Annotated in this window: 20 protein-coding genes and 1 tRNA gene; 10 read left to right on the top strand and 11 right to left on the bottom strand. The window is 35.4% G+C overall.

Going from position 1 to position 20,779, the window contains the following annotated elements:
• Positions 1 to 115: 115 nt before the first annotated feature.
• Genes DPQ89_RS08375 through pfkA form a run of 3 tightly spaced genes read left to right on the top strand, consistent with a single transcriptional unit; the run spans position 116 to position 4,305 of the window.
• Positions 116 to 1,747 carry a lipopolysaccharide assembly protein LapB gene (locus tag DPQ89_RS08375; RefSeq protein WP_127716486.1) on the top strand — a complete coding sequence of 544 codons (1,632 nt, stop codon included), beginning with the start codon at positions 116 to 118 and terminating at the stop codon, positions 1,745 to 1,747.
• A gap of 36 nt (positions 1,748 to 1,783) precedes the next feature.
• Positions 1,784 to 3,319 carry a 2,3-bisphosphoglycerate-independent phosphoglycerate mutase gene (gpmI, locus tag DPQ89_RS08370; protein WP_164848318.1) on the top strand — a complete coding sequence of 512 codons (1,536 nt, stop codon included), beginning with the start codon at positions 1,784 to 1,786 and terminating at the stop codon, positions 3,317 to 3,319.
• Between the two features lie 17 nt (positions 3,320 to 3,336).
• Positions 3,337 to 4,305: a 6-phosphofructokinase gene (gene pfkA / locus DPQ89_RS08365; RefSeq protein ID WP_370350755.1), complete on the top strand. Its 969-nt coding sequence runs from the start codon at positions 3,337 to 3,339 to the stop codon at positions 4,303 to 4,305.
• Here the strand turns inward: pfkA and DPQ89_RS08360 are convergent.
• A complete protein-coding gene (locus tag DPQ89_RS08360; RefSeq protein WP_127716483.1) occupies positions 4,286 to 4,816 on the bottom strand; it encodes a hypothetical protein in 531 nt (176 codons plus the stop codon). The two genes, pfkA and DPQ89_RS08360, sit on opposite strands and share 20 nt — an antisense overlap.
• A 138-nt stretch (positions 4,817 to 4,954) precedes the next feature.
• Here DPQ89_RS08360 and DPQ89_RS08355 point away from each other — a divergent pair, with 138 nt between their 5' ends.
• Complete coding sequence (locus DPQ89_RS08355; RefSeq protein ID WP_127716482.1) at positions 4,955 to 5,794, top strand: serine protease; 840 nt, start codon at positions 4,955 to 4,957, stop codon at positions 5,792 to 5,794.
• On the opposite strand, the gene DPQ89_RS08350 is transcribed toward DPQ89_RS08355, so the two are convergent.
• From DPQ89_RS08350 to DPQ89_RS08330, 5 genes are all read right to left on the bottom strand, one after another.
• A complete protein-coding gene (locus tag DPQ89_RS08350; RefSeq protein ID WP_127716481.1) occupies positions 5,783 to 6,169 on the bottom strand; it encodes a hypothetical protein in 387 nt (128 codons plus the stop codon). The two genes, DPQ89_RS08355 and DPQ89_RS08350, sit on opposite strands and share 12 nt — an antisense overlap.
• A 79-nt stretch (positions 6,170 to 6,248) precedes the next feature.
• Positions 6,249 to 7,508, bottom strand: a complete 1,260-nt coding sequence (locus DPQ89_RS08345) for a Glu/Leu/Phe/Val dehydrogenase (RefSeq protein WP_127716480.1) — start codon at positions 7,506 to 7,508, stop codon at positions 6,249 to 6,251.
• Between the two features lie 133 nt (positions 7,509 to 7,641).
• Entirely contained in the window at positions 7,642 to 8,481 is an 840-nt protein-coding gene (locus DPQ89_RS08340) for a hypothetical protein (RefSeq protein WP_127716479.1), read from the bottom strand.
• Positions 8,482 to 8,662: 181 nt separating this feature from the next.
• Positions 8,663 to 9,562 carry a ParB/RepB/Spo0J family partition protein gene (locus tag DPQ89_RS08335; protein WP_127716478.1) on the bottom strand — a complete coding sequence of 300 codons (900 nt, stop codon included), beginning with the start codon at positions 9,560 to 9,562 and terminating at the stop codon, positions 8,663 to 8,665.
• Positions 9,563 to 9,598: 36 nt separating this feature from the next.
• On the bottom strand, positions 9,599 to 10,372 hold the full coding sequence (locus DPQ89_RS08330) for a ParA family protein (protein WP_127716477.1): 774 nt from the start codon (positions 10,370 to 10,372) through the stop codon (positions 9,599 to 9,601).
• 204 nt (positions 10,373 to 10,576) lie between these two features.
• Between DPQ89_RS08330 and DPQ89_RS08325 the strand changes: the two genes are divergently transcribed.
• From DPQ89_RS08325 to DPQ89_RS08310, 4 genes are read left to right on the top strand one after another with little or no spacing between them, the layout of a single operon-like run.
• Positions 10,577 to 10,897 (top strand): rhodanese-like domain-containing protein, encoded by a 321-nt coding sequence (locus DPQ89_RS08325; RefSeq protein ID WP_127716476.1) that lies wholly within the window; start codon positions 10,577 to 10,579, stop codon positions 10,895 to 10,897.
• An 11-nt stretch (positions 10,898 to 10,908) separates the two neighbouring features.
• Complete coding sequence (nadA, locus tag DPQ89_RS08320; RefSeq protein ID WP_127716475.1) at positions 10,909 to 12,015, top strand: quinolinate synthase NadA; 1,107 nt, start codon at positions 10,909 to 10,911, stop codon at positions 12,013 to 12,015.
• 35 nt (positions 12,016 to 12,050) lie between these two features.
• Complete coding sequence (locus DPQ89_RS08315) at positions 12,051 to 13,208, top strand: cysteine desulfurase family protein (RefSeq protein WP_127716474.1); 1,158 nt, start codon at positions 12,051 to 12,053, stop codon at positions 13,206 to 13,208.
• Positions 13,209 to 14,288 (top strand): hypothetical protein, encoded by a 1,080-nt coding sequence (locus tag DPQ89_RS08310; protein WP_127716473.1) that lies wholly within the window; start codon positions 13,209 to 13,211, stop codon positions 14,286 to 14,288. It begins immediately after the preceding gene.
• On the opposite strand, the gene DPQ89_RS08305 is transcribed toward DPQ89_RS08310, so the two are convergent.
• Both DPQ89_RS08305 and DPQ89_RS08300 read right to left on the bottom strand, forming a co-directional pair.
• Complete coding sequence (locus DPQ89_RS08305; RefSeq protein ID WP_127716472.1) at positions 14,285 to 15,199, bottom strand: hypothetical protein; 915 nt, start codon at positions 15,197 to 15,199, stop codon at positions 14,285 to 14,287. The two genes, DPQ89_RS08310 and DPQ89_RS08305, sit on opposite strands and share 4 nt — an antisense overlap.
• On the bottom strand, positions 15,186 to 16,406 hold the full coding sequence (locus DPQ89_RS08300) for a hypothetical protein (protein WP_127716471.1): 1,221 nt from the start codon (positions 16,404 to 16,406) through the stop codon (positions 15,186 to 15,188). Before DPQ89_RS08300 ends, DPQ89_RS08305 begins: the two co-directional genes overlap by 14 nt.
• Positions 16,407 to 16,498: 92 nt before the next feature.
• Between DPQ89_RS08300 and DPQ89_RS08295 the strand changes: the two genes are divergently transcribed.
• Complete coding sequence (locus DPQ89_RS08295; RefSeq protein WP_127716470.1) at positions 16,499 to 18,691, top strand: serine protein kinase PrkA; 2,193 nt, start codon at positions 16,499 to 16,501, stop codon at positions 18,689 to 18,691.
• A 31-nt stretch (positions 18,692 to 18,722) separates the two neighbouring features.
• Here the strand turns inward: DPQ89_RS08295 and DPQ89_RS08290 are convergent, their stop codons facing one another.
• The gene (locus tag DPQ89_RS08290; protein ID WP_127716469.1) at positions 18,723 to 19,457 is read right to left on the bottom strand and encodes an HAD family hydrolase; all 735 of its coding nucleotides are present in this window, start codon (positions 19,455 to 19,457) and stop codon (positions 18,723 to 18,725) included.
• Between the two features lie 36 nt (positions 19,458 to 19,493).
• Positions 19,494 to 20,108 (bottom strand): hypothetical protein, encoded by a 615-nt coding sequence (locus tag DPQ89_RS08285; protein WP_127716468.1) that lies wholly within the window; start codon positions 20,106 to 20,108, stop codon positions 19,494 to 19,496.
• Between the two features lie 165 nt (positions 20,109 to 20,273).
• On the opposite strand from DPQ89_RS08285, the gene DPQ89_RS08280 reads away from it, so the two are divergent.
• A tRNA-His gene (locus DPQ89_RS08280) sits at positions 20,274 to 20,349 on the top strand.
• Between the two features lie 176 nt (positions 20,350 to 20,525).
• Here DPQ89_RS08280 and DPQ89_RS08275 read toward each other — a convergent pair.
• Positions 20,526 to 20,779 (bottom strand): transposase (locus DPQ89_RS08275; protein ID WP_164848317.1); only part of this gene is annotated, 254 nt, incomplete at its 5' end.

The raw sequence follows: 20,779 nt of genomic DNA, 5'->3' as shown, positions 1-20,779 counted from the left end.
TCACAAGTACCTGATACTACTTGTTATAAATAAAATAAGGGAATTGATTCCCAGTACATATAAAATTGATACTAAGTTATTATTTTTATTAGAATTACTTTAATAATGACTCTTTATGGCTTTTTTTCTAAAACTAGCAATTTTACTCTTTCTAACGAATCAAGTATTTGCTCTTACTCCTATTCAAGAAATCCAAGAAGTTCGGCTAGCTAAGATTGAGCTAGCAATTACAGATAAAGACTTTGATAAGGCCTTTGAACTTATAAAGATGAATATGGATAAAGACAACTTTCATATTCCGACTTACTACTTTCTAGCAAAGCTACATTTAGAAAAGGGCAATAACTCCAAAGCGATGCGAGTCTACTATTATATAATTAAGAAAGTTCACCCTATAGACGGTAAGAAAATTATTTTACAAAAGAATATTGATTCACTTAATAAACTTTTAAAGTCTATCTCTGTACCGTCAACTCAGGCCCTTGAAGTCTATATGGAAATAGGAAAGACCTATCTCGCAATTGCTGAGAGCTTTGAGAATAACAAAGACTTTCAAAAGCAATTATACATGCACGCATATAAGTTTTTTAGAGTTTGTGAGCGCTTTCGCTATGACTTAGCTTCTAGTAAGTACTTTCTAGGTCTTACAAGTTCAAAGCTCGATAACTATCAAGAGGCGATTCAAAACTTCAACGCGGCCAAAGAAGAATTTACAAAAGGTAATCCTGGGGCAGATCTTCAAAATATTAACTACCTACTCGCTGATAGTTTAATTCGTGATGGTCATACTGAAGCTGGAATGATTTTCTTAAAGTCAATTTCTCTTGATCCGAGTGCGGAAACCTCTTTAAAGCAATTTGCTAATTTATATATTAGAGGTATTACCATTCCATACTTTACATTTAAATTTGGCTACGATTATGGATATAACTCTAATGTTAATTCCCTAACAGATATTCAGCTCGAGACTCTAGACCCTTCAGTGTATGGAAAAAAATCTGCAAACTTTAACAAGGCAAATCTTGATGTCCTCTTTTCAAGTAAACATTATGGAAACTTCTCTTTTGTGAGCAGCTTTCGTTTTAGTGATTTAACATATAATGATCCTCTCTTAATTGCTCTTGATGAAAGAGTTATGGGAGGTGCATTTTCTTTGAGATATGATAATTTTGAGAAATCTCTATTAAGATTTGGCCTTGACTATAGACAGACATATACTCCCATTGATCAAATGAGTGGACACAAAAAGAATAATACTTTTACGGAACTTAGTGCTGAATATATTTATAATTTAAAATCTGGAACATTAAGTTATCAAATTCCTATTGAAGTACTTCAATATGAATTTGAGCAAACAGCAAGGATTACAAAGTCTCTGATCATCTCCTACACACCTTTTTGGAATACTATCTATTTTTCTCCATCTTACTCAGCAAAGGTTTCTCAAATTGAAGAAGGGGAATTTTACTCAAGTAACTCTATGGCATACTCCCTTACAGCAAGTAACTATACTACGTTTAATAGAAGATTTACCCTATTTGCGTATAGCTCCTTCATTATGAACACGAATGCTAATGCTGATCTTAGTTACTCTGAGTTCTTACTAAGCGCTTACTTAAGCTACCGATTTCAATATATTAAAGGTCTATCTATAGACTTCGACGCTACACAAAGCATTAAGTCATGGAAATCTTCAGCTAAGACGAATGTTTTTGACACTTCTTTTGGCCTTACCTATACATATTAATATTGTAGAATCTGTTTAAAACTACAGGAGAACTTTTTGAAATCTATAAAAAACCTTAGTGATAGGGCCTTACTGGTTATCTTAGACGGATACGGCATTAATGATAGTGATTACAAGAATGCTATAAAGGCCGCAGATACACCAAATCTAGACAAGCTCTTTAAGCAATATCCTTTTACTAAGATTGAAGCTGGCGGCGTAAAAGTTGGATTACCTAAAGGAGTCATTGGCAACTCTGAAGTTGGCCATATGAACCTAGGGGCCGGAAGACCTGTTAGACAAGACCTTGTGAGAATCAATGAATCAATTGAAGCTGGAAAGTTTCATGAACTTGAAAAAATAAAAGAATTAAAGCAGGCCGCGAGAAAATCAAATAAACGTATCCATATAATGGGTCTTCTCTCAGATGGTGGAGTTCACTCACATATCAATCATATTAAGCATACAATTGAGGCCTTAAATAGTGAGGGTGATTTAGAAGTTTTCTTTCATGCTTTCATGGATGGAAGAGACACAGCTAGAGATGTTGGAGCAAAATATATTCAAGACTTATTAACAATTCCTAATTTTACGTTTGCTTCGATTCAAGGACGCTCAGTAGGAATGGATAGAGATAGAAGATGGGAAAAGATAAAACTTTGCTATGATACATTTACAGCAAATGCAAAAATCTCCGAGCTCTCACCTATTGAATACCTAGAAAATGAATATCAAGAAGGTCGCTTTGATGAATTCATAACACCTGCGCTACTAGATAAAAGTGGCGCCATGAAAGATGGGGATTCAATCTTCTTCATAAACTTTAGACCTGACAGAGCTATTCAACTATCTCTATGTTTTAATGATCCTAAATTTAAAGAGTTTGAAAGAACCTTTATTCCACATTACTTCTTATGTATGACTCCATACATTCCTGATGAAGTCCAGCTTCCTATTCTCTTTGATAAAGAGAAGCTATCAGGAGTTATGTCGGAATACGTCTCATCACTGGGTCTGAAACAATTTAAGATCGCAGAAACTGAAAAATACGCTCACGTAACATTCTTCTTCAATGGAGGTAAGAAAGAGACATTTCCAAATGAGGAACACTTTTTAATCCCATCTCCAAAAGAAGTAAGTACTTATGACCAAATGCCTCAGATGAGTGCATACAAGGTAACAGATAAGCTACTGGAGAAACTAGAAGATGAGTCAATTAAGTTCTATCTAGTTAATTTTGCAAATTCGGATATGGTTGGACATACTGGAAACTTTGAAGCTGCTGTAAAAGCAGTAGAAACATTAGACAAGTGTGTAGAAAAATTATTAGAAAAGTGTGAAAAAGAAAATGTAACTCTACTTTTAACCGCCGATCATGGAAATAGTGATCAAATGGCCTACGAAGATGGTTCTCCTCACACTTCTCACACTAATTCTTTAGTGCCTTTTTGTGTTTTCCATCCAAGTCTAAAAGAATGTGATTACAAAATTAACCCTGGTGAACATGCACTTATGGATGTTTCTCCAACAATATTATATGTAATGGGAAAAGAAATTCCTTCTTACTTTAGTGGTAAAAATATTTTTGCATAGGAAAGATTATGAGCGAAATTAAATCAATTGGCCTACTTTGTAGCGGTGGAGATAGCCCAGGTATGAACTGTGCAATTAGGGCCGTCGTTAGAACTGCCATCAACGAAGGACTAGAAGTTTATGGAATCCAAAGAGGATATGCAGGACTTTTAGAGGGTAATATTAAAAAGTTAGATGTATCGAGTGTTGGAAATATTATTCAACATGGTGGAACGATCTTGCAGACATCGAGATGTCCAGAATTCAAAGAAGCAGAAATTAGAAAAGAAGCTGCCCATATTTTAAAACGAAAAAAAATTGATGCTCTTGTTGTTATTGGTGGAGATGGTTCATTTAATGGAGCCTACAAGCTTCACTCTGAACATGGAATTCCTGTTGCAGGTATTCCGGGAACTATTGATAATGATATCTCTGGAACAGACTATTCAATAGGGTTTGATACTGCTGTTCAAACAGCAATAGATGCGGTTGATAAGATTAGAGATACAGCATCTTCTCATGAAAGAACATTTATCGTAGAGGTTATGGGAAGAAAGTCTCCTGCGATAGCCTTGCACGTAGGAGTCTGTACAGGAGCAGAAAATGTTGTACTCCCTAGTGAAAAAGTAAATATAGACGAGATAGCTGCTGACGTTCAACGTGGTGTTAAAAGAGGTAAGAACTCTTCAATAATTATCGTTGCTGAAGGGGAAAAAGAAGGTCTCAGCCATGAGATCCGAGAAAATCTTAAAAGTAATTACTCAATTGATTCTCATGTTTGTATTCTTGGTCATATTCAAAGAGGTGGTAATCCATCTGGAGTTGACCGCTTTATCGCTTCAGGAATGGGCTATTTAGCAATAAAGAATCTAATGAAAGGAGAAAACTCTTTTGTTACTGCTTATCGAAATGGAAATGTTGTTGCAGTACCCTTTACAGAGTGTTTAGAAAAGAAAACAGAGTACCTTCCGCAATATATAAATCTCGTTAAGACGTTATCGATTTAAGCTTATCACCTACCAGTGGAAGATTAATTAAATCTTCTATTGGTAGTCTAAGTAAATTACGACACTCTATTTGAGCTGGTCCCGCAATAACTTTCCACACTTTCACACCTTCTCTATTTTCAAAAAACCTTAGATATTCTCCTTCAATATTTAGTGGTCTAATAATTCCCTCTAGAGATACTGTTCCCCCACATATGCAATCATCAAGTTTTGAGATTGAAATCTGAGACGCTAAACACCAATACAGGATTAGAATTGGAAGCTCTAAGTGATTAAGCTCGCTAGAATGTAAGAAATTTTCCCCCTCTTCTACGCAAATGACATATCTCTTTATGGGTATCTTCACATCAAGCTTTCGACTCAAATAGATAATCTTCTCTTTCAAGATTCTCGAACTTTTTGTTCCAACTCGAATCTCTAGCCCCGGCAACCCATTTGTTGAGTACGAGAAGATATTGAGGGTTCTATATAGATTTTTATTTCTAACAAGTCCTTTAATCATCATTTCCATAAACTTCTCCTTAACTGGTCCATTAATGCAAAGAAGATAAGTAAAATACTTTATAAGGTATTAATTTTTCATTGAAGAGAATAGATAATTTTTACTAGCTTTCACATCTGCCCTACTTTTTTTGATAGATTGTGTCTCATGATAAAATTTTTAATTGCCTTTCTTTTACTTAATAGTGCTCTCGCTGCCATCTCAGGAGATGATGATAGGCACGAAATTATTGACGCACCTGTTGCCATCCAAAAACTATCAAATTCTATTGCAGCACTTGTTAGAAAGGAAAATGTTATCCCACAAGACGATGGAAGCTTTAAGCTTTTGGGTCAAAGCTATGTAGAGTCTCTAAATTTCTGTGGTGATGCTCGATTTGTTGAAACTCAAACTATAGTTGCTAACTGTTCGGCCTTTCTTGTTGGTCCAAATAAGATTGGTACTGCCGGTCATTGTATAGAGCATAACGGTAAAGTTGATATCAGTGGTTACTACGCTATATTTGACTATAAAGTAACTTCCCACAATCAAGAAGACTTTATCATTTCAAAAGAGCAAATATTTGAACTAAAAGATACCACTCAATATATATTTAACTTTCCTAAGGACAAAGACGTTGCAGTTATTGAACTTGATAGAGTTGTAGAAAATAGAACTCCATTAACCTTATCAAAGGATAGAGTCGAAATTGGTGAAGAAGTTTTTATTCTAGGATTTCCTTTTGGACTTGCAATGAAATATCAAGACAATGGTTCAGTCACAAGAATATTTGACTCCAGCTTTAGTCATGACTTAGATGTTTTTTCAGTTAACTCTGGCTCAGCTATATTCAGTGCTGATACGAATGAAATTGTTGGAATCTTAGTAAGAGGAATTGGTCAAAATATGGAAAGAGACCCTGATCGTAACTGTAATGTTTGGGGAGGAGAGATTTCTAAGGGTGATTATAGCGGAGAGGGTAATCTTATAGAACTGTTAAAGCCCTAAATCTTTTGAAGCGGTATAAAAACAACTTAGAATACTCTTGTCTATCTTTGAGTAATGGAAATCTAGGCCATAAGCAAAAACAGCTCTTAGATTCAAACAGCTTTGCTTTTTATTTTTACAGTCTACGCTTTTATCATCGCAACTTATTCTTAAAACAACAGACTCGGCAAATTCGCACAATGCTTTAGTTCGATCAAGACTATCAACTCTCCCTCTTATAAGAGGCTTTTGAGAAGACTTTCTTTTTTTACAAAAATCTAGGATCGAAACTTTTCTTGAAGTACAATCTACTTCTGTCATACCTACGGCCGACTCAAGAAGATTATTCTCTATCCCCATTGATTTACAAACTTCTCTAAATGTATAGGTTTTCATAGAAAGACCAATGGCCTTATTTTCAATTACTTTAGAAAAACAAGGCCATTGGATAATAAGAAAAATAAATACGAATTTATTAAGCAGGGAATAATCCTCTTAATCTCATCGCTCTTTCAATTCTAGCAAGAGCAACAATGAATGCAGCTTTCTTCATATCAGTATTATACTTAGTCGCTGTTTCAAAAACGTTATCAAAAGAATCTTTTAAAATATCGTGTAATTTTGAATTAATTTGATCAAGATCCCAGAAAAAATTCTGTAATCCCTGAACCCACTCAAAGTATGAAACGATAACACCACCAGCATTACAAAGAATATCTGGAATGATAAATCCACCACGCGCAGAAATTATTTGAATAGCTTCTTTAGTCAAAGGACCGTTTGCACCTTCAGCAATAATTTTGGCCTTAATCCTTGGAGCATTTTCCTTAGTTACAACTCCATCAATTGCAGCAGGAATTAGAACATCAACATCAAGCTCTAGAAGTTCTTCATTAGAGATTAACTTCACGCCATCAAGATCTTTTAATAGTTTTCCTGATTGAGTCCATTGCGAGCACTTTTCAATATCTAAACCATTTTCATTATAAACGGCTCCTGACACATCAGAGATAGCGACAATTCTTGCACCCTGAGCAGCAAGATCTTCTGCGGCCGGAACACCTACTTTACCAAAACCGTGAATAGCAACAGTTGTATTCTTATCAATAACTTTATCTAATTTTTGATATGCAAAGTTCACACAGAATGCAACACCTTTACCAGTTGATTCCGCTCTACCAAGAGACCCACCAATTGCGATTGGCTTCCCAGTAACAACACCAGGAATTGTGTAACCTTTGAGCTGAGAATATGTATCCATAAACCAGGCCATCGTCTGCCCATCAGTACCAATATCTGGCGCAGGAATATCTGTGTTTGGACCAATAATCATACTGATCTCTGTACAGTATCTTCTCGTTAAAGACTGAAGCTCTTGTCTAGAGAGAGTTGTAGGATCAACTTCAATCCCACCTTTTGCTCCACCTAGAGGAAGACCAACTAGCGCACACTTAAAAGTCATAAGCATTGCAAGTGCAGCTGTTTCAGAAAGATCTACACCTGGATGAAAACGAATTCCACCTTTACCAGGACCAAGAGTCATATTGTGTTGAACTCTATAACCTTGAAAAGTTCTCACTGAACCATCATCTAGTCTAATAGGTACGGCAACTTGAAGTGCACGTTTAGGATACTTAAGTCTTTCTAGAATATTTCTATCTAGACCCATAACATCTGCCGCATCCTCAAGTTGCTCATATGCATCTTTAAAAAGCGGGGCATCAAATAAGCTCATTTTAGCTCCTTATAGTTTTCATTTTTTAGCATGATATATTTACTAAATTTACTACTACTAAGGAAGCTTTAACAGATATTTTTTTTGAGTAATTTCTTGCTCATCCTTGAGCAATCTAAGAAAGAGAGAGTGCTTAGAACGCTAGATTATACAATACTTCAAATGTTTGCTGATCAAAGTCAGTAAAAGCAACTTCTTTATCAGTTTGTGAAGATGTGACACGGGCCGTAATTTCTTTAGTTAAAGTCTTATTAAGGCTTGCTACATACTGACCTTCATTAACTGAATAATCTAAATTTGCATTAAGACCAAGAAGACCAATATTTTTATTTACATTAATATTAATTCTTCCATCTGCTTTAATAGTTGTTGAGTTATTAACCCATGGATTATCAACATACATAAGCGCCTGGGCCTGAAGAACTCTTGCCTTAAACTTTAATTTTACATTAGGTGATATATCAACATTTGTTTGTGGTTTAAGAGCTTTTTGTACAGTTCCAACCCTAGCTAGCGCCGAACCTTCTTCCGCTTGTTTAATTTCACCTGATAATCTCTTATCTAGATATTTAAGAATATGACGATTAAAGTGAGCAACTCTATCTTCTTGTCCTTTTATGTCGTAGAGCCCTGTTGACTCCATATTCCAATTCTCAGCATACTCTCTGGTTTTTTCCCATTGATCATAAGTATCCTTCATTGATCTCATAACTCCGGCAGTATCTTCTACTAAGATATTTTCGTACCAAAGAACAATATTTGTCGGAAGGTCTCTAGCCTCTTCGTCTGGAACAAAGTTATTAGGTCCTCTAGAATTTGATTTTACATATGGATTAAGAGAAGTAAGAAGCTTTACATTATCTTCTTTAGATAAAGGTCCTTGAGCATTAGCTGAGCACATTAAAGCTAGCGCCAAAATGAACTGACTAACTTTTAGACGGCCTGTAAAAACTATTGATAGTGATTGCTTCATACTTTGTCCTATTTCTCGTAGTTTAATTATTATCTACAATTAATAGTGCAAGCACTGTACCAATATTAGCTCTAAGCGACACGACTTCCTCCCTGAAGGCTGTATCTACCCTAAAATTCTACCATAATCTAAAAAGGAAAAAAAAAGGGGTCCAAAAAGACCCCTAAAAATTATTGATTTCTTACTGATCGACCATATCTTTGGTCTCTTCAACCAAGGTTTTAAGAATTTCCTTAGTTTTCTTATCTAATTTCAAGTCCTTAGACTTCATATTCATGGCCTTTAAAAACGCACTTGCCGTTAATCCTTTAGGAAGGGCCGGCTTTTTGGTTACTTTTTTCTTAGCTCCAGTGGCCTTCTTCTTACCAGCATTAATAGTTCCTGAAGATATGGCCTTTTTAAGCTGAGATCTCTTAATAATATCTCCGCCAAGCACTGACTTCATCAGCTTAGTTTTAAGTGGAGACTTTTCTAGAGCATCTAGCTCAAGTAATACATATTTTTCGATATTATGTACTTTAGCCGCCTCTCTTAACTTCTTAGGCATTCTAGCGATTAGAAGAGATCTATGAACCTCCGACTTAGAGATACCTAAGGCAGAACAAATCTTTCTCTCACTTGCTTTAGTCGCTATTTGATAATTTAAAATACCATCGGCCTTATCAATATAATGAAGTGCTTCTCTTGAAGAGTTTTCAGAAAACTGAATTGCCATCAACTCTTCTTCGGTCTTATTATCTAGAACGAAGCATGGACACTTCTTCATATTGATCAAGCTCATCGCTCTATAACGTCTTTCACCACAAATTAACGTGTAGCCTTTTTTAGACTTATGAAGCACTAACGGCTGAATCAATCCATTTACTTTGATATTTGCAGAAAGCTCTTTTAACGAAGAATCATTAAACTTAGTTCTAACCTGCTCTTTAACGATAATATCTTTAATTAGAATTTCATCTAACTTAGCGCCTTTTAAAAGCCTATCGTCAGCAAGTTTAATTAAATCACGAGTGAGATTCTCAGAGAGATCAATCGTTTTTCTTTGTTTTTTAGCTACTCTTGGAGCAAATGACTTTGCCATAAAATAATCCCCACATCCTTGTGTTAAAAAATAAAACTATAGATTTAAAGTATCCCAAAGCTTTTGGTAATCTTCTTTTCCTCTACTGTTCTTCCCCATCATAAATACTGGCTTACGCGTAGAGATCGACTCTTGCATTTGTACCAAGTTTCTAATTGGAGGTGTGATACTGAAAGACTGAGAAAGTTCAACAATCCTTTGCTGCTCAATTTTTCTTCTCGTATCAACCATTGAAGGAATAATTGAAAAATCCAAAGTTGGATTTTCAGTTTCCTTGATAATTTCAAATGTATCCATTAATTCTTCAAGACCATCAATAGAGTAATCTTGTGCCTGAGTTGGAATCAAGATTCTATTTGAAGCAACTAGTGACATAATCAACTCATCACCAAGCATTGGTGGAGTATCAATTACCACATAGTCATAGCTATCAGCTATTTCTTGCAGCCTTAGTCTTAGTAGTCTCTCTTTTCTTCCAGCATCTCTTCTAATTTCACTTTCAGAAAGGATTAAAAGTTTTGATAGATTCGCCAAGTGTCTACTTGAAGGAATTAGAGTTATATTTTGATAGAACTCAGCATCTCCCTCTGCTTGCACAACTACATCCTCAGCTGGTACATCACCGATTAACCATTCTGGAATTAATGTTCTTTGAATTTGAACACCTAGAGTTGAACTCAAATTTGCCTGAGAATCTAAATCGATAACAAGAACTCTGTGCCCTTTATTCGCTAGATGGCAAATAAGCTGATAACACTGCATCGTTTTACCAACACCGCCCTTGTTGTTGGCCACTGTGATAACTTCCATGAATCACTCCTTAAATACACTGGAGTCCAATTCCAGTGTGTAACGATCTTTCAAAAGATCTAACATATTAAAATAGTAAGAAATGAGTCACGGTTCGTCAAAGTTCTTAGACATTTTTTTTCAAAGTTTGACGCGTATCAATGTGCGTCTAGACAATTAGGCTAAAATGAACAATATTTGGGCAATTCAAAATAAGGGGAAACCATGATCAAATCTATTAATTCTAAAGAACTTAAAGCAAAGCTGGACGCCAACGAAGACTTAATACTTATTGACTGCAGAGAACAAGATGAATGGGATGCAGGTCATATCGCACAGGCTAAGTTTGTTCCACTTAGTAAGTTTGAACAATTACATGGAGACGCTCTACCTAATAAGGAAGCCCAAATCGTTATGCAATGTAGATCAGGAAAAAGATCTTTAAATGCTTGTCAGTTTTTACTTGGTGAAGACTATGAGAACTTAACAAACCTTGAAGATGGAATCATGGGCTGGGTAAATAACGGCTTTGAAACTGTCGAATAATTGGATAAGCAATGCTAAATCTATTTGAAGAAAAGAGTAATGACCACCTACCTTTAATTTCTGAAAAAGAGCTCTCAGATGAACAAGTTATCGTTGAGCTGAAAAAAATAAAAGAAGAACTTAAAGATAGAGTTGTCGTTTTGGGTCACCATTATCAACAAGATGATGTTTTTCAATTTGCTGATGTTACTGGTGATTCACTCAAACTTGCTCAAGATGCTGCTGGCCTGGATAAGGACTATATTATCTTTTGTGGGGTTCACTTCATGGCAGAAACAACTGACATGCTAGTGGCCGATCACCAAAAAGTTATTCTTCCAGATCTACGCGCTGGCTGCTCAATGGCAGATATGGCAAATAGAGAGCAAATAGATAAAGCTTGGGAATTCATTAGTTCTTCTACAAATGAAAAAATAGTCCCTATTACATACATTAATTGTGCAGCAACTTTAAAGGCCTTTGTCGGCGAAAAAGGTGGCAGCATTTGCACTTCTTCTAATGCAAGATCAATTATAGAATGGGCATTTAAAGAAGGTGAGAAATTATTATTCTTTCCAGATCAACATCTAGGTAGAAATACTTGTGCACAAATGGGAATAGCACTAGAAGATATGGTGGTCTATAATCCAAATATGCTAAATGGCGGACTTAGCGCCGATCAAATTGCTAAGGCAAAAGTTATTCTTTGGTATGGCTACTGTTCTGTTCATCAGGGCTTTACTGCCAATCAAGTTGAAAAAATAAAGAAAGAAAAACCAGAAACAACTGTTATTGTTCATCCAGAATGTTCTCATGATGTTGTTAAAGCATCTCATGACAATGGTTCAACAGCATATATTATAAATAAAATAAAAGAAGCTCCTGCAGGATCTAGCTTTGCAGTGGGAACTGAAATAAATCTTGTTAATAGACTAGCTCAGAACTTTCCTGACAAAGAAATTATCTCACTTTCACCCTACCAATGTCTCTGTACGACAATGTATCGCGTTAGACCTCGTTGGTTACTTGCCAGTTTTAGAGCGATAAAGGAAGATAAGCCTATCAATATTATTCAAGTCGACAAAGAGACAACGGAACTTTCTCTGAAGGCCTTGAATAAAATGCTTGAATTAAGCTAGAGAACAAACACACACAACGACTCTAAGGAAGGGATATGATCTACGCTGACTACAACGGAAGTGCTCCTATTTGTGAAGATGTAAAAGAATACTTCATCAATAGATTACAAGAAGGACCTTTTGCCAACCCTAATGCAATTCACAGACTAGGAACTAAAGTCTTAACGGCAATGGAAAATTCTAGGGCAATGTGTGCTAAGGTTCTTGGAGCAAAGTATACTCAAGTTATATTCAATTCAGGTGCCTCGGAAGGAATCACACAAGTCTTTCATAGTGTGCTTGAGTCTGCACTAGATGATGGAAAGAATATCATTATTACTTCGGGCATAGAGCATTCTGCAATTATCAATTGCTCTAGATATTACGAAAATAAGGGTTATACATATAAAGTTCTACCGACCCTTTCAAATGGTGTTGTAGATATTAAAACTCTTATTGATTGGACTTCGGAATTTAGAGGAAGAATCGCGCTTATCTCAGTGATGGCCGCAAATAATGAAACAGGTGTAGTTCAACCATATAAAGAGATTGCAAATCTTTGTCATGAATCTGCTATTCCCTATCTTTGTGACACGACACAATTAATCGGTAAAGAAGAGTTCAATTTTAAAGACTCCAATATAGACTACGCTGTTACGAGTGGGCATAAATTTGGTGCACTAACAGGAACAGGTATTCTTATTGCTAAACATCCAGCAAAGCTAAGCGCTCTTGTAATAGGCGGTGGGCAAGAAAAGGGAATTCGTGGTGGAACTCAAAATTATCTTGGATATGAAACACTAGCAGTTGCCTTGAATTCTTTTCAAAAAAACTCTCATAAGTATAAGGACCTCAAAGCTAAGAAACTTGAGTTCGAATCAAAAATTAAAGAGAGATTCCCTCAAGTAGTTATTCTTGGTGAAGAATCTCATCGTGTTCCAAGTACAACCTATATAGCATTTCCTGGAATTCACGGACAAGCTGTTCAAATTGAACTTGAATCCTCGGATATTTTTGTGACAACTTCATCGGCCTGCTCTGACAACGAGCCCGTCACTTCGAAAGTTCTGAAAGCGATGGGAGTAACTGATGAAGTCGGTCGTGGAGTAGTTAGAATTAGTTTAGGACATTGTAGCCCACTTGAAAGTTATGACGAAATACTCGAAGCTTTAACTAAGGCCTATGAAAAACTTGGAAAAATTAAAAGCTATTAAATGATAAAAAAATATCTATATTCATCTCTAGCTATATTAGCAGTTGCCTGTGCAACTATTGAAGTACCTACTAAAGTACTTAGCGAGCCCGAATGGTCAAATATAGACTCAGACAGTGATATTAAGAGAGTTGTTGTAACTTCTACTAACTTCTTCTCTGGAGCAATAAGCCCTCAGACCGAGAACTTTAACCAGGCCGGAGTAATGAGCGTGGGTGGAAGTGAAACAATTGAGAAATATATTAATATTTTAAAAGATAGATATGTTGATCAAGTTCTCTTAGTTGATTCGGGCGAAATTAACGAACCTAACTCATCTCAAAATTTTACCAAAGATGTTTTAGCTCATTATAAGAGAGTTGGCTACGATGCCATTCAATTTTCAGAGCAAGAGTATTTAGAAATTGATGATAAATTCATAGATGACTCCAAAGTTAACTTTGTAAATACCAATATTATCAACCTAAAAAAACAAGGTCCCTACTCTTCTAAACATATATCACCGTATATTATTAAAAATATTAATGGTGTAAGAGTCGCGATCTTGGCCATATCTACTTATAAGAATACGGACGCTATCAAAGAAAAGCGACTTAATGGCCTCTACTTTGAGGACCCTGTTCTAAGTATTCTTAAAGCGAAAAGGCAGTTAAGAAGAAAGAAGATTAACGCTTACATTCTTCTCGTTCACACTCAAAGTAATTGTATAAAAGATATGTGCTCTTCTGCCAGTGACATTATCGAGTCCATGATAAAGAGACTTCCTCCTAATTCAATTGATGCAATAATTGGCTCATCAGCAGAGATGATTTCAAGAAAAATTCACGGCATTCCAGTAATTCAGAATGAAGGTAAGGGTAAATATCTAAGCCGCCTAGAACTTTTCTATAGTAAGTCTCAAAAGAAGATAATTTCAGATAAGACAATTATCCACTCGCCTACAAAATTATGTAGTCGATTCTTTATGGCCACTATGGATTGCCATATAAATAAAGATCAATATGCTTTGGAGAAAATGGAGCTTATTAAAAGTAGTGATTTCGAGAAAATCCCAGCTCGCTTCCTAGGAAAAGAAATCTAAATACACGTTAAGATTTTATTCTCATCGCAAATCGTACTTAAACCCTCATCACAATAACCAGCTGGACTATCAGTAAAACAAAGATCAACCATCGTCGTTATGCCTTTCCAAAAAGTTCCGCGAGGGCAAGCTGGCATTCCTCTTTGTCCACAACTTAAAGGTGCACAAATTTTCGAGCTCCCCGTAGGACAATTATAATCAACAACTTCAATCCAATTATTTAGACATTCGTCACAAGTATTCTCAATAACCTCATTACAACTACTATCTACTCTGTGGCAAAAGTTTATCTTCTTGTGAATATAGTCATTTTTTGAACTCCCTATCCAAGAGCTCGTTCTAATTTTTACTCTTCCCTCAGGATTAATCCTAAGTCCTTTTTGCCATCGATGTGTAGCATATGAGTCATACTTTTCATATTTGACCTTATCGAAGTACTTACTTCGTTTTAGATTAAACATTGGGATTGCATATACTTTTTTCTCTCCTATATAGTCGTATGAGAAAGTTAGACCATAATTTGCATTGCGCACCTTCTTACCTTCGACGGTGTCTGTTTTAAAATCAATTTTTAAGTTACGAATAGAGCTTAAATCTGAAATATACTCACCGACTGGCAGATCTTGGCATTTTTGATTTTTCTCAGACAAGCGAAGCTCACCATCGATTGTTGAAGAGGCGATTCTATAGTCGAGGCATATATTTTCTGTTTCGATTAATCTCACCCAAGTTCCAACCGGCCTATTAATTGAACTCTTATTTATATAATTCTTATTAATATCAATTATATGTTCGAAGCTGAACTGCTTAATCAATTCAGAACTAAAGAGAACTTCTTTTTCACTTTTAGTATAAGTAAAATGACAAGAAGTAAGTAATATAAGTATCAGTAAGAATTTAATTTTGAACATATTTCATACACCTAAAACCAATTTCTAGACTGCGTCCACTAACACCATCTGGTTTGTGATCTCCCCACTCTATATTCTTATCCAAATTTGCCAGGCCATCCCAGTAAATCTTTTCACCTACTCTGTGAACTTTATTTCTTGCATCAAAATAGAAGCTTGATGCCCTCATATTACGTTGAGACTCTATCGTATTGTCATAGGTTTCAAATACTCCGCCTAATGTTTGAAAAATACCGGCCCAACTAGAGCTTGAAGTCTTATTATTCACATAGGGTGTAAGTTCAAAGCAATCACGAACATAAGTTCTTTCGCAATGATCCTTAGTCAGTTCAATCTCTTTGCCTTCACTTAACTGATAAAGAAATGAGTCTTTTTTTCTACGTGTCCATGGATAATCGTATTTTAAAAGAAGACCTCCAGGAAGATCTGAACCAGCACTTGGATAAAAAGTCGCCGCTTCTACAACCTTAGCACTTGCAAGAGTTTTCCCTTTAAATTCACAGTATTTTTTCATTTCTTTCTTTGTTAAAGAGCTTGCAGGTCTTTCGAGTGGAAACTTTTTTTCTATATCTTGCTTTGTTGTTTCAATCCATTCATTTACTTCTCTATTAGAAACCAGAAATTTATCTAAGAAAATATTCTTATTCATATTATCCCAAGTCCAAAGGAACTTATTTCGAGTTGTTTTCTTCGTTTTATATCCATAATTTTTCTGAGGAAGGTACACATCACGGCAAGAGTCTTCAAAATCCAAATCATAGTACTTATTTGATAATTTTAAAGAAACTCTAACAGCAAAGTGAGGTATGTTTGACTCTAGAGATGTTTGACGAGAAATAATTTTATAAAATTTTCCTTTTTCATATTCTTTAAGCTCATAGTCTTGATCTTTTAAATAACAATTAAAATATAGAGCATTACAGCGTGAATAAGTTGAATCAACTCCATCTTTAATTTTTAAATCTAGACAGGATTTTTGTGCGATCTTCCACTCTTCGTCATTGGCACCTAAAGTCCATTTTGCGAGTAACTTCTTTGAGATTCTTTCAAGTTTACGAATCGAGCCGACTTCATTTTTAAGACTTTTCAACTCAGCGTGATTTTTAAAGCGCATTGTGGCCAAGATGACACCAAAAACGCCCAAAACAAATAATAGAGTAAATAGAACGGTCTTTACTTTTTTCATAAACCCTTTTTTTAAGGACATTAATCCCTCATAGGCCTATAATTATATAAGGGCCAGAACCATAACAAAAGGTCAGTTTAGTATCTAGTTCAATTAAAGTTTCAGGGGGATCAATGGATTGGTTGGAAGAAGCAAATAACTTAGACTCACATAGCGAAGTCTTATCATTTAAAGACTATATGGATGTCTTCGAGAAAAATCCACTTCGTGAAACAAGACCTACTTATAAATATCTCATGGATATGGTTAATCATTATGGAAAGTCAGATGATGGTGGCTATGAAGTTTTTAAAAGAAAGTATCCTGACTCTCCACCAGTCTATGGACAACAAAAAACACAAGAATCCCTTATCCAGAACTTAGAAAATTTTGAGCAAGAAGGTTTTAATAATAAATTTATACTTCTCGTTGGACCTAATGGATCTTCTAAATCAAGTCTTGTAAGACAATTCATGAAAGGTGCAGAAACATATTCAAAAACTGATGAAGGTGTTCTCTATTCATTTAGTTGGATTTTTCCAATTGATAACTTTATTAAAGGAAATCTAGGATTTGCCTCTACTCAATCTAGTAAAGACTTAAATACTTATGCCCATCTTGAAGATAAAGATATCTCTGCAATACTAGGCAGCGAGTTAAAAGATCACCCACTACTGCTTATACCGAAAGAGTATCGTCAAAGAATTATTTCTGAGAAACTAGCAGGTTCACCTGAAGAACTTAAAAAAGTAGAAAAATCATATCTTTTTAAAAGTGATCTCTCTAAAAGAAATAGGATGATCTATGATGCTCTACTTAAGAATTATAAAGGTAAGCATACAGAAGTTTTAAAACATATTAGAGTTGAAAGATTTGTTATATCCAAGAGATATTCTTCTGGAGCAGTGACAATTGAGCCTCAGTTACATGTTGACGCAAAGATGCAGCAGATAACGATGGATAAGCGACTAGCAAGTCTGCCTCCCTCACTTCAAAGTTTAAATCTTTTTTCTCTACAAGGCGAAGTTGTCCTTGCAAATAGAGGGATTCTTGAATACTCAGACTTACTTAAAAGACCTTTAGATACCTACAAGTACCTTTTAATGACTATGGAGACGGGAAGTATTAATCTCCAAGGAATTCAAACAGAGCTAGATATTTTCTTCTTAGGTACAAGTAATGAAATTCACCTAGCTGCATTTAAACAACATCCAGATTTTAACTCATTCAAAGGTAGAATGAACTTCATCAGAGTTCCTTATTTACTCAATTTTAGAGACGAGATGAATATCTACCTTGAACAGATTAGTGGTCTAGAGACTGAATCTGTCTTCGAGCCTCATTCACTTGAGGCCCTATGTCTTTTTGCAACAATGACCCGTCTAAGAGCTAGCCAAACGAAACACTTCGAAGACTCAAGACTTGCTAAAATTGTAACAGCACTTGACCCACTTGAGAAAATTAAACTATACACAGATGGAACTTTACCGGACAATCTAGACTCTGAAGAAAAACAACTCCTTATTCAAGGTCTAGATGATGTTAGGGCCGAGTTCGAGTCTGAGAACTTATACGAAGGTAAGTTTGGTATCTCCCCTAGAGATATCAAGAATATTCTCTATAAAATCACCAACAAGCACGAAACAATTACTTTTGTAGAAATTATTGATTATCTCTATAAACTTATTCAGAAAAAGAATAATTACGACTTTCTCAACATGACTCCGCAGGGAGACTTTCACCATCCTGCTCGTTTCATATCTCTTATTAAAGAAGAAAGCTTAGATCTTTTTGATAGAGAGCTACGAGGGGCCTTGGGTCTAGTAGATGATCGTTCATATGAAGATTTCTTAAGAAAGTATATTGAAAATATCAATTCTCAGATCAAAGGTGAAAGAATGAAAAATTCAATCACTGGAAAATATGAAGAATCAGATGATTACTTCATTCAAGAATTCGAGTCGAGTATTAACTTAAAAGAAAATGCTGAGTCGTTTAGATCTCACTTAATATCAAAACTTGGTGCGTGGTATCTGGATAACCCTGGAACAAAAATTGTCTATAAAGAAGTGTTCCCTGATGTTGTAGAGAGACTGCAAGCATCTTTTAGAGAAGAGCAAAAGAGAGTCATAAAAGAGCTTTCTAATCACATTGTTTTCTTTGAAAAGGAACTTACTCGCTCTGAAGATGAAGAAGTTCGCACACCTCTTTCAGAAGAGAATAGAAATCAAATTAAAAAGATTATCACTAATCTTACAACAGTTTGTGGATACTCCGAAAATGGAGCAGTAGCACTTCTTAAGTATATTATTAAAGAAAGATATTAAAATAAGAGTGGAAGGTAAGGAAACTTGCCTTCTACTTTAACAGTGTACAAAGATGGTTATATACACCATCAGGCCCATCATTTTCATCACCATTTAAAATTAGTTTAGGTCTATACTCTAATTTTGAGAGAATTTCGTTAATACTTGAAACTCCTACAGAGTGTTCAAAGTATCTGAACATAGATTGATCATTTAAAGAATCTCCAAAATAGATACACTCTTCAACTGAAATTTCTGGGAAATACTTATCAAGAAATTCTTTTACAGCTTTATATTTAGATATATCCCCACTCCAAAAATTTAAATGAACATTTGAAGTACTAAATTCAATTTTCTCTTTATCTAAAAAGGTCTTAACATCTTTAAGCATAGAAACATCAGACAGAAGATCTGACAACTCTATCGCTCTATCTGTAAGTCTTCCAAAAGAATCAGCACTTAGTTTGAGTTTAGAAAACTTCTTTAGAAGACTTTTAGTTACTCCTCGAAGATGAGTTATATTTCCTTTTTCTACTAATGGAATATCAAGTGGGTTTCCATGCTTATCTCTACGGACAAGAACTCCTCCCCCTTCTGCAATAACATATTTTAAATATGTAAAATGAGTTATAAGAAAGTGGGCCCAAGAAAGAGAGCGTCCAGTCACAATAACTAGGTCTATTCCCTTACTCTCCAATAATTCGATGATACTAAAGAATTGAGCGGTAAACTCAGTGCCCTTAGTTAAAGTTCCATCAAAATCTGAAAATACTATTTTTGGAGTCATAAATTAAAAAAGGCCCAACTAAATGGGCCTTGCGAATTATTGTAATGGGTAAGAAAGCCCTACAATGATTGAAGTATAAGAATCTTTAACATCTACTTGTAATTCAGCATTAGCTTGTAAATGTTTGTAGCTCTCTATTGGTAAGTTTCCATTAATCCCTAAGTTTGCACTTACTGTAGACTTATATGTACTTGTATCACCATCTAAAGAAATACCTACTGGCATTGAAAAGTAAGGAAAAGCTTCTCTTCCCCAAAAGTTGAAACCTTTAGAGATTGTTGGCGCCATGCCAAGCTTAGTTCTACCAACTCCAAATTCCTTAGCAAGTTCAAGGTCAGCTCTTACTGATATTTTTGGTTGCTTCGAATAGTCTGGGTAAAGCTCAAAATCTACACCAGTAAAGAATCTATTTGCTCTTTCTCCACCAGAAATACCAATACCTGCATCAGCGATTACTTTGCTTGAAAGCTTTTGAGTATATCTTGCCTGAAGACCAACTCCGCCACCACTAGAAGTAATACCAGTAAATTCAGAAGAAATTAGCTTCTTACCAGATAGCATTGGGTACGAAGAAACACCCATCCCCAATGACCAAGCATTCGAAGTTAATAAAAGAGTACTTAATGTTGTAATAAATTTTATTTTGTTCATAAACTCCGTCCTTGAGAATAATGATTTTAAAAGGTTACTAAGTAACATTCTATATTAATAATATTACTCGAGTCAAAGTTAACGCAAGGCAAATGCGTAATTTTTTACCTCAGATATTGACTCGTTAGTCGAAAAGCTCTATAAATGAGTTTCAAAATCATTGTGGTGGCCGTAGTTCAGTTGGTAGAGCGCTAGATTGTGATTCTAGTTGTCGAGGGTTCGAGTCCCTTCGGCCACCCCATTTAAAGTAACGATCTCTTCGGAGTGAATTATATTAGAGCCCGTCGTTTAACCCACTTCGGGCTTTTTTGTTTCTAACTCATGACCAATTCTAAATAACTTTCTCTCCTACTCATTTTCATTAAAACTTTTTAGGGTTCTACTCCCTTAATGGTGGAACGCTCTGCACTCAAGCCCTTAACAACAGACATTCAATACTTTCAATCTATAGTTATTAAAGTTTCTATATCCGTAAGCCCTCTTCTGGAGCTGTTTACAGACATTGTTATATCCTTCAGTTCTCGCATTTGTAATACGATTCTCAAAATAATTCAAGATCTCCTCACGCCATGTCATGAGCGTTCTTCGTAGGCTTTGTAGCTCCTTAATCTTTGAGACAGCTAAGACATCAGTGAGTTTTCTAAGGCTTCTCGAGGCCCTATTTTTTCCCT

It is taken from the genome of Halobacteriovorax sp. HLS, assembly GCF_004006665.1.
Lineage (GTDB): Bacteria > Bdellovibrionota > Bacteriovoracia > Bacteriovoracales > Bacteriovoracaceae > Halobacteriovorax.
This window is presented reverse-complemented; position numbering and strand designations above follow the sequence as displayed.